Genomic DNA, 7,125 nt, shown 5'->3' with positions numbered 1-7,125 from the left:
GGAATACGCCGGGGCTCGCGGATAGGCGGGGGATGATGTTGTGCATGGGGACGCTGCCCATGTCGGCGTCGGGGACGTGGACGATGGCTTCGCGGCCTGTGACGTAGGGGTGATCGATCAGGTCGGCGACGGAATAGACGGGGCCTGCGGTGACGCCGGCTTGTTCGAACAGGGCCAGGTTGTCGTCTTGATTGCGCTGCGAGACGAAGCTTTGGATGATTTCGTCTAACAGGTCTTTGTTTTGCACTCGCACGTCGTTGTTCTCAAAACGGGGATCGGTCTTGAGTTCGGGCATGCCGATGGTGTCGAAAATGCGCATGGCCATGGACTGCATGGATCCCGACATGGCAATGTGTTTGCCGTCTTTGCAGACGTAGACGTTGCGCGGCGCGGTGTGTGCGGACTGATTGCCCGAGCGCAGGGTGGGTGTGCCTGTCGCCTGGAATTTTGCGGCTTCGGACGAGATCAAGGAAAAAATTGGTTCGAACAGCGAGAGGTCGACGATCTGGCCGACGCCGGTTTTTTCCGCGCTACGCAACGCGGTCAGGACGCCTGCTGCGCCATACATGCCTGCGATCATGTCTGCCATGGCTAACGGGGGCAGGGCAGGAGGCTTGTCGGGGAATCCGTTCAGATAGGCGTAGCCGGACATGGCTTCGACCAGTGTGCCGAATCCCGGTTTGTGGCTGTAGGGGCCGGTCTGGCCCCAGCCGGATACGCGTGCGATGACCAGCGCCGGATTCAGGGCGTGCAGGACGTCGGGCGACAGGCCCATTTTTTCCAGGCCGCCAGGCACGAAGTTTTCGATCAATACCTGCGAGCATTTGATCAATTTTTTGAGCTGTGTCAGGCCTTCTTCGGATTTGATATCGAGGGCTAACGAGCGCTTGTTGCGGCCGTAGACTTTCCAGTACACGGCCTGGCCGCCTTCGCGCCAATGGCGCAGGTCATCGCCTTTTTCGGGGCGTTCGACTTTGATGACGTCGGCGCCGAAATCAGCCAGGAATACGGACAGCATGTTGCCAGCGACCAGGCGCGACATGTCGACGACTTTGATGTCTTTGAGCGGGCCGTCCTGGCCGGGGGTAAAGGCGTGAGTGTGAGCGGTCTGTGTCATGGGTGTTCAGTTCACTTGTGCGCCGGTGGATTTGACGATGGCGCCCCAGAGTTTCAGGTCGTCGTCCAGGCGTTTTGCGAGTTGTTCGGGGTTGTCGTTCAACGGTTCAACGCCCAGGTCGGCATATTTTTTCTTGACGTCGGGATCTGCCAGCACGCTCTCGGTGGCTTTGTAGAGTGTGTCGATGATGTCTTTCGGGGTGTTCTTGGGCACGTACATGGCGATCCACAGTTCGCCGTTGTAGCCGGGGATCTGTTCGCCGATGGCCGGTACGTCCGGCAGTGCAGGGTTGCGTTCTTTGGTGCTGACGCCCAGGGCACGCAGCTTGCCGGCTTTGATTGTGGCGATGGACGAGGGCAGGCTGGCAAAGATGATGGGAACCTGTCCGCCGAGGACATCGGTCATGCCGGGGGCGACGCCGCGATAGGGAATGTGTTCCAGTTTCAGGCCGCCTTTTTCGTCCAGCATGGCGCCGAGCAGATGGTTGAGCGTGCCGTTGCCCGCCGAGGCGTATTGATATTTGCCGGGATGGGCTTTGACTTCGGTGATGAATTCGGACAGTGTTTTTGCGGGGAATGACGGGTGCACGCATAGCACGTTCGGCACGGATCCGACGGCGGCGACCGGCGCGAAGTCTTTGACCGGATCAAAGCCGGGATTTTTGTAGATGGCCGGGTTGATGGCCTGGGCGCTGCTGATTGTGAACAGTACGGTGTATCCGTCGGCAGCCTCGCGTGCGGCCTGTGCCGTGCCGATGTTGCCGCCCGCACCGGGCTTGTTTTGCACGACAAAGGGCTGGCCGAGTTTCTGCGCCAGTTTGTCGGAAATCAGGCGCGCCACGATGTCATTGGTGCCGCCTGGCGACTGCGGGACGATGACGTTGACGGGTTGGCTGGGGTAGGCGGCGTAGGCGCTTGTGCTGGCCAGGCCGATGCCAGCCGTTACAGCCAGGCTGGCTGCGAAATGCTTGAAGAACATGGTTCGGTGTCTCCGGAATGTTTTCTCCTATTCTTCATGTAAATTTGCCATAGGTAAAATAGTATAAAAATATGGTTTGTATAGATGATTATGTATGGCCTTGCCATCAGGCCGCGGCGCAGATCGTGAATTCCAGGGGCTGTGCCGGTAACGGAAAGACATCATGACGCTGACACAACTGCGCTATTTTCTGGCGATCATCCGATGCGGCAGTATTTCTGGCGCGGCGACGCAAATTCATGTGGCGCAGCCGGCGATTTCCCAGCGATTGCGGCAATTGGAGCAAGAGCTCGGTCAGGTCTTGTTCAAGCGATTGCCACGTGGGATTGAGTTGACGCCCGCGGGCCATCATCTGAAAGCCCATGCGTTGGAGATCCTGCGCCGGGTGGACTCGGTGCAGGACGATTTCAAATCCTCTGATGTCAATCCGATAGGCCGCGTCACGTTGGCCATGTCTACGGCGGTCAACACGAAATTCTGTGTCGAGGTGTTGGAGCAGGCGGCTCGGAGTTATCCCAACATCAAACTCACGCTGACCGAGCATATGAGCGGCACCTTGCTCGAATGGACGGAAAGCGGCCGGGTGGATCTGGCGGTGGTGTACGACGTGCCGGGTAACACGCCGTTGGCGGTGCACAGTCTGGGGAAAGAAGATTTATACCTGGTCACGGATCCCGCGTTCAAACAGCGGTTGCCGGAAACGGTGTCGTTGGCGGATATTGCCGATTTAGGGCTGATTTTGCCGGCGTTTCCGCAAACGCTGCGGCTGATGATCGAGCGGACGTTTGCAGAACATGTGGGACGGGCGCCTAATGTCATGCTGGATGTTGATTCAACGTATGCCATTAAAAAACTCGTCTCTGCAGGAAAGGGGCAGAGCATTTTGTCTGCGCATTCGGTGGGCGACGAGATCAAGCATGGTGAGCTTGCGATCACGCCGATCGCGAACCCGGCGGTGAGCCGCACAATCAATCTTGTCACGTATCGTCCCCGCGCGAATGACGCCGCCGTTCGTGCTGTGTATCGCGTGGTCGAGGCGGTGTTGGGAGCGGGCAGGTAGCAAATCCAGCGTATCCCAGGTCAGTCCGGCCATAGCAGGCCTGTTGCGTAATGGAAAGCCGGTAAGATGCCGTGATCGCCGTTCGCTTTCTTCAACGCATGATGTCCTTGCCTGAACCTACACCCGCAGATGACTCCTCGGGTCAGCCCCGGTTGCGTTGGACGCGCGACGCGCTGACATTGCAGTTCAGTGGATCCGCCTCGGTGCAGAGCAGTATGTCCCTGCTGAACCCGTATGCGCTCGAATTCGAGTACACCCGCCTGATGATGGGTTTTCTGCTGTTTGATCATGATCCCGCGCACATATTGATGATCGGCTTGGGCGGTGGGTCGTTGCCCAAGTTTTGCCATCGTTATCTGCCCCGGACGTCGATCGATGTGGTCGAGATCGACCCTGATGTCATCGCGTTGAGAGACGCTTTTCACGTGCCCCCAGACGATGAACGCTTTCGCGTAATTGCCGCGGATGGCAAAGACTATCTACATGACGGCCCTATGCCGGTGGATGTTTTGCTGATCGACGCCTACGACGGGCAGGGCATGCCACCGGCCTTGTGCGAACAGACGTTCTTCGACGACTGCCATGCAGCGTTGTTGCCTGACGGCATTCTGGTCGTGAATCTGCATTTAGAGAGCGAGTCGTATCCGGTTTGCCTCGCATTCCTGCGCGAGACGTTTGGTACGTCGCTGTTCGAAGTCATCGACGACGATATGACCAACAGCATCGTATTCGCTTGCAAGGGCGAGCGCTTTGACGATATGGATCTGCGCACGGCATTGCGGAAACCCGACGGTATGAGCAAGGACGCATGGCGGCAGTTGCAGCCGACCTTCAAGCTCATCGAGGCGACGCTGATCCTCCGTTGAGCTGTATTGCAGAAAATAAAAAAGCCCTTGAATAAGGGCTTTTTTTGAATTTTTTGGCGGAGCGGACGGGACTCGAACCCGCGACCCCCGGCGTGACAGGCCGGTATTCTAACCAACTGAACTACCGCTCCGCAGCGGTGTACTACTAAACTGCAACCAACTAAAAAAGCTGGCGTCCCCTAGGGGATTCGAACCCCTGTACTCACCGTGAAAGGGTGATGTCCTAGGCCTCTAGACGAAGGGGACTCGGACTGCTGTACTGCAAACTGGTGGAGGTAAGCGGGATCGAACCGCTGACCTCTTGCATGCCATGCAAGCGCTCTCCCAGCTGAGCTATACCCCCAAACATCCTACTTTTACTGCGAAGGGNCAGCGGCGTAAGCGCGCTGGCCCTTGAATTCTGTGGCGGAGCGGACGGGACTCGAACCCGCGACCCCCGGCGTGACAGGCCGGTATTCTAACCAACTGAACTACCGCTCCGCAGCGGTGTACCACTAATACTGCAACCAACTAAGAAAGCTGGCGTCCCCTAGGGGATTCGAACCCCTGTACTCACCGTGAAAGGGTGATGTCCTAGGCCTCTAGACGAAGGGGACTTGGACTAACTGTACTGCAACTTCGCTGTCGACTGGTGGAGGTAAGCGGGATCGAACCGCTGACCTCTTGCATGCCATGCAAGCGCTCTCCCAGCTGAGCTATACCCCCGTTTCTCCAAACCAAAATCTGCAATTTTCGGGGTTTTATCCCTGTCGTTGCCGGTTTTGTTCAGTGCCGTTGGCGAAGAAACGAGATTATGCACGAGTTTTTTTGCGTGTGCAAGTCACGGTGAATGGGGTCGATGACCCCTCTCTACGTCGCGGCTGCGATCCCTACTGGGGGCGAGCCCCAGCCCCCACTGGTCGCTGGCTTGTAGGAATTCTCTATGTGACGGGGCCGGCGTCTAGCGTACCCGAAGCGGCGCCACCGCATGTGAATTATTGGCTTCCACCAATCGGATCATCTGCAGCATGAACAGATCGCGGGTCTCCTCGGGCAATTGCTCGATGGTGCGATCGTGCGCCCTTTGTACGGCGGGTTGCATGCGTTTGACGAGCGTGCGGCCTTCGCGAGTCAGACGGACCAGCTTGACTCGGCCGTCGTCGGGTGACTGGCGGCGTTCGATCAACCCGCGTAGCTCCAGTCGTGGCAGGACTTCGGCCACGCTGCTGCGTTCCAGTCCGATATCCAAAGCCAGGGAATTCTGGTCCAGTTCACCCCGCTCGCGTAATGCTGTCAGGAGGCTGTATTGCACCGGCGTGATGTTGAACGCGCTGGTTTCTTCGGAAAATAGCCAGCTATGGATTTGATGCAGCCGCCGTATCAAAAAACCTGGGCGGGTATAGAGTAGTGTGCGTTTTTGGTAGGACTGCAATTCTGCGCGCAGTGCGGCATTCTGATTGAGTTCATTCATTACTGGGCTGGGCGCGCATGCGCCATGCGTCAACGGGCGAATTGTCAGTGTAAGTGGTGTACCACGTATTTGTCATTGACCGTGAAAAATACAAAGGGTGATGCGCCGCTGTTTGGCGCATGTCGTGCACCAAAATAGGTGGTGTACCACATAAACTGCCTCATGCTGGTGCCAGATCTGGCGCCGTAACGATGCAGGTTTGGTGAGCCAGATGCACCGGCCCGCTAAGGGAAAACGCTTAATTAGATGGTGCACCACATATTTTTATAAAAAAATAGTCTTGTTTTATCAAAGGCTTAAAAGCAACTCGGCTGGGCTGTCCGGCCGATTTGGCATGCATATTGCTTTGTTGTCTCTCGGGGCCGGACAGGTCAGATGGGAGAAACAGTCATGGTTACAACGGTATTGTTGGGCGGGCACATCATGGATCCCGCCAACGGTGTGGATCGCGTCGGCGATCTGGTGATACGGGATGGACGGGTTGCTGGCATAGACGTGCCCTATGGTGCCGAAGCCACGACAGTGGATTGCCGGGGAGACCTGGTGTTGCCCGGGCTCATCGATACGCACGCGCATGTCTATCGGTATGTCACCGGCCGCTTTGGCTTGGACGCAGATACGTGCGGGATTAAAAGCGGGGTGACCACCTTGATCGATCAGGGTGGCGCGAGCTGCATCACGATTCCGGGATTCAGGCATTACGTCGCCGAGCCGGCCACCTCGCGTGTGCTGTCTTTTATCTCGGCGTATCTGGTGGGCGGGCTGGAAGGGCACTATTACCCCGAGTTGTATCGCCCGTCCTGTCTGGATGTGGATGCGACGGTCAAGGCGGCGCTGGCCAACAAAGATCTGGTGCGTGGCGTCAAGGCTCATGCCGAACTAGGCGGATTTCAGCGCTGGGGCATGGATGTCATGCGCATTGCTGCGCAGATCGGCCGCGAGGCGGATTTGCCGGTGTACATCCATTTTGGACAGTTATGGCCCTCGCCGGATTCGGGCCTGGATATTGATCCCGATTCGATCTTTCGTGACGTGCTGGAGCTGACCAAGCCCGGCGATGTGCTGGCGCATCCGTTCAGCAGGCACCCGGGCGGATTTGTCGGAACGGACGGCAAAGTGCATCCCTTGCTGGGCGAAGCGGTGGCGCGCGGGATGAAGATTGATGTGGGCCATGGCTCGCACTTCAGTTTCGACATGGCGCGCCGCGTGTTGGAGGCGGGCTTTCTGCCGGATACGCTGGGCGCGGACATGCATGGCTATAACACCAAGGTGCCGCATCCTCCGGCCACGCCCGATATCCATCCCGACGAGGGCGACCATCTGTTCACCAGCGCGATCCGGTTTTCGCTGGTGTCGACGATGACCAGCATGCTCGCGCTGGGCGTGCCGCTGGAGCAGGTCGTGCCGATGGTGACGAGCGAGGCTGCGAAACTGGCGGGCATGGAGGGCGAGATCGGCCACCTGGGCGTTGGGGCGGTGGCCGATGTGTCGGTCCTGTCAGATGAGCGGGGCAAATGGACCTTACGCGATAACGAAGGCAATCAGGCGGTGACCGCGCGCATGCTCAACCCGCGGTTTTGTCTGCGCGAGGGTGTGCGCTACGACGCCGACGCGCCTATCCTGCCTGTCCTGAAGGCCGCCGCCTGAGCCCCGC

6 protein-coding genes and 6 tRNA genes are annotated in these 7,125 nt (G+C 58.2%); 3 read left to right on the top strand and 9 right to left on the bottom strand.

All coding sequences use genetic code 11. The annotated features are described in order from the left end of the window. Nucleotides 1–1,117 (bottom strand): CaiB/BaiF CoA transferase family protein (locus tag ACNA0I_RS25575; RefSeq protein WP_415808836.1); only part of this gene is annotated, 1,117 nt, incomplete at its 3' end. Nucleotides 1,118–1,123: 6 nt separating this feature from the next. Continuing rightward, complete coding sequence (locus ACNA0I_RS25570) at nucleotides 1,124–2,095, bottom strand: Bug family tripartite tricarboxylate transporter substrate binding protein (RefSeq protein WP_415808835.1); 972 nt, start codon at nucleotides 2,093–2,095, stop codon at nucleotides 1,124–1,126. Between the two features lie 163 nt (nucleotides 2,096–2,258). Here ACNA0I_RS25570 and ACNA0I_RS25565 point away from each other — a divergent pair, with 163 nt between their 5' ends. Both ACNA0I_RS25565 and ACNA0I_RS25560 read left to right on the top strand, forming a co-directional pair. Then, entirely contained in the window at nucleotides 2,259–3,155 is an 897-nt protein-coding gene (locus ACNA0I_RS25565; protein WP_415808834.1) for a LysR family transcriptional regulator, read from the top strand. A 215-nt stretch (nucleotides 3,156–3,370) separates the two neighbouring features. Further along, a complete protein-coding gene (locus ACNA0I_RS25560; protein WP_415808833.1) occupies nucleotides 3,371–4,021 on the top strand; it encodes a fused MFS/spermidine synthase in 651 nt (216 codons plus the stop codon). 54 nt (nucleotides 4,022–4,075) lie between these two features. On the opposite strand, the gene ACNA0I_RS25555 is transcribed toward ACNA0I_RS25560, so the two are convergent. The 7 genes from ACNA0I_RS25555 to ACNA0I_RS25525 form a co-directional block, all read right to left on the bottom strand. Beyond that, nucleotides 4,076–4,152, bottom strand: a tRNA-Asp gene (locus tag ACNA0I_RS25555). A 39-nt stretch (nucleotides 4,153–4,191) separates the two neighbouring features. After that, nucleotides 4,192–4,267, bottom strand: a tRNA-Glu gene (locus tag ACNA0I_RS25550). A gap of 21 nt (nucleotides 4,268–4,288) precedes the next feature. After that, nucleotides 4,289–4,364: transfer RNA gene (locus tag ACNA0I_RS25545), tRNA-Ala, on the bottom strand. Nucleotides 4,365–4,424: 60 nt separating this feature from the next. Beyond that, nucleotides 4,425–4,501 (bottom strand) — tRNA-Asp (locus ACNA0I_RS25540). 40 nt (nucleotides 4,502–4,541) lie between these two features. Then, nucleotides 4,542–4,617, bottom strand: a tRNA-Glu gene (locus tag ACNA0I_RS25535). 33 nt (nucleotides 4,618–4,650) lie between these two features. Then, nucleotides 4,651–4,726, bottom strand: a tRNA-Ala gene (locus ACNA0I_RS25530). 235 nt (nucleotides 4,727–4,961) lie between these two features. Further along, nucleotides 4,962–5,471 carry a MarR family winged helix-turn-helix transcriptional regulator gene (locus tag ACNA0I_RS25525; RefSeq protein ID WP_415808832.1) on the bottom strand — a complete coding sequence of 170 codons (510 nt, stop codon included), beginning with the start codon at nucleotides 5,469–5,471 and terminating at the stop codon, nucleotides 4,962–4,964. Between the two features lie 390 nt (nucleotides 5,472–5,861). On the opposite strand from ACNA0I_RS25525, the gene ACNA0I_RS25520 reads away from it, so the two are divergent. Then, complete coding sequence (locus ACNA0I_RS25520; protein ID WP_415808831.1) at nucleotides 5,862–7,118, top strand: amidohydrolase/deacetylase family metallohydrolase; 1,257 nt, start codon at nucleotides 5,862–5,864, stop codon at nucleotides 7,116–7,118. The last annotated feature ends 7 nt before the right edge of the window (nucleotides 7,119–7,125 follow it).

This window comes from Bordetella muralis, assembly GCF_965139205.1.
GTDB classification, from domain to species: Bacteria; Pseudomonadota; Gammaproteobacteria; order Burkholderiales; family Burkholderiaceae_B; genus Bordetella_A; species Bordetella_A muralis.
Note: the sequence above shows the minus strand (reverse complement) of the source record. Positions and strands in the feature narration are given on the sequence as shown.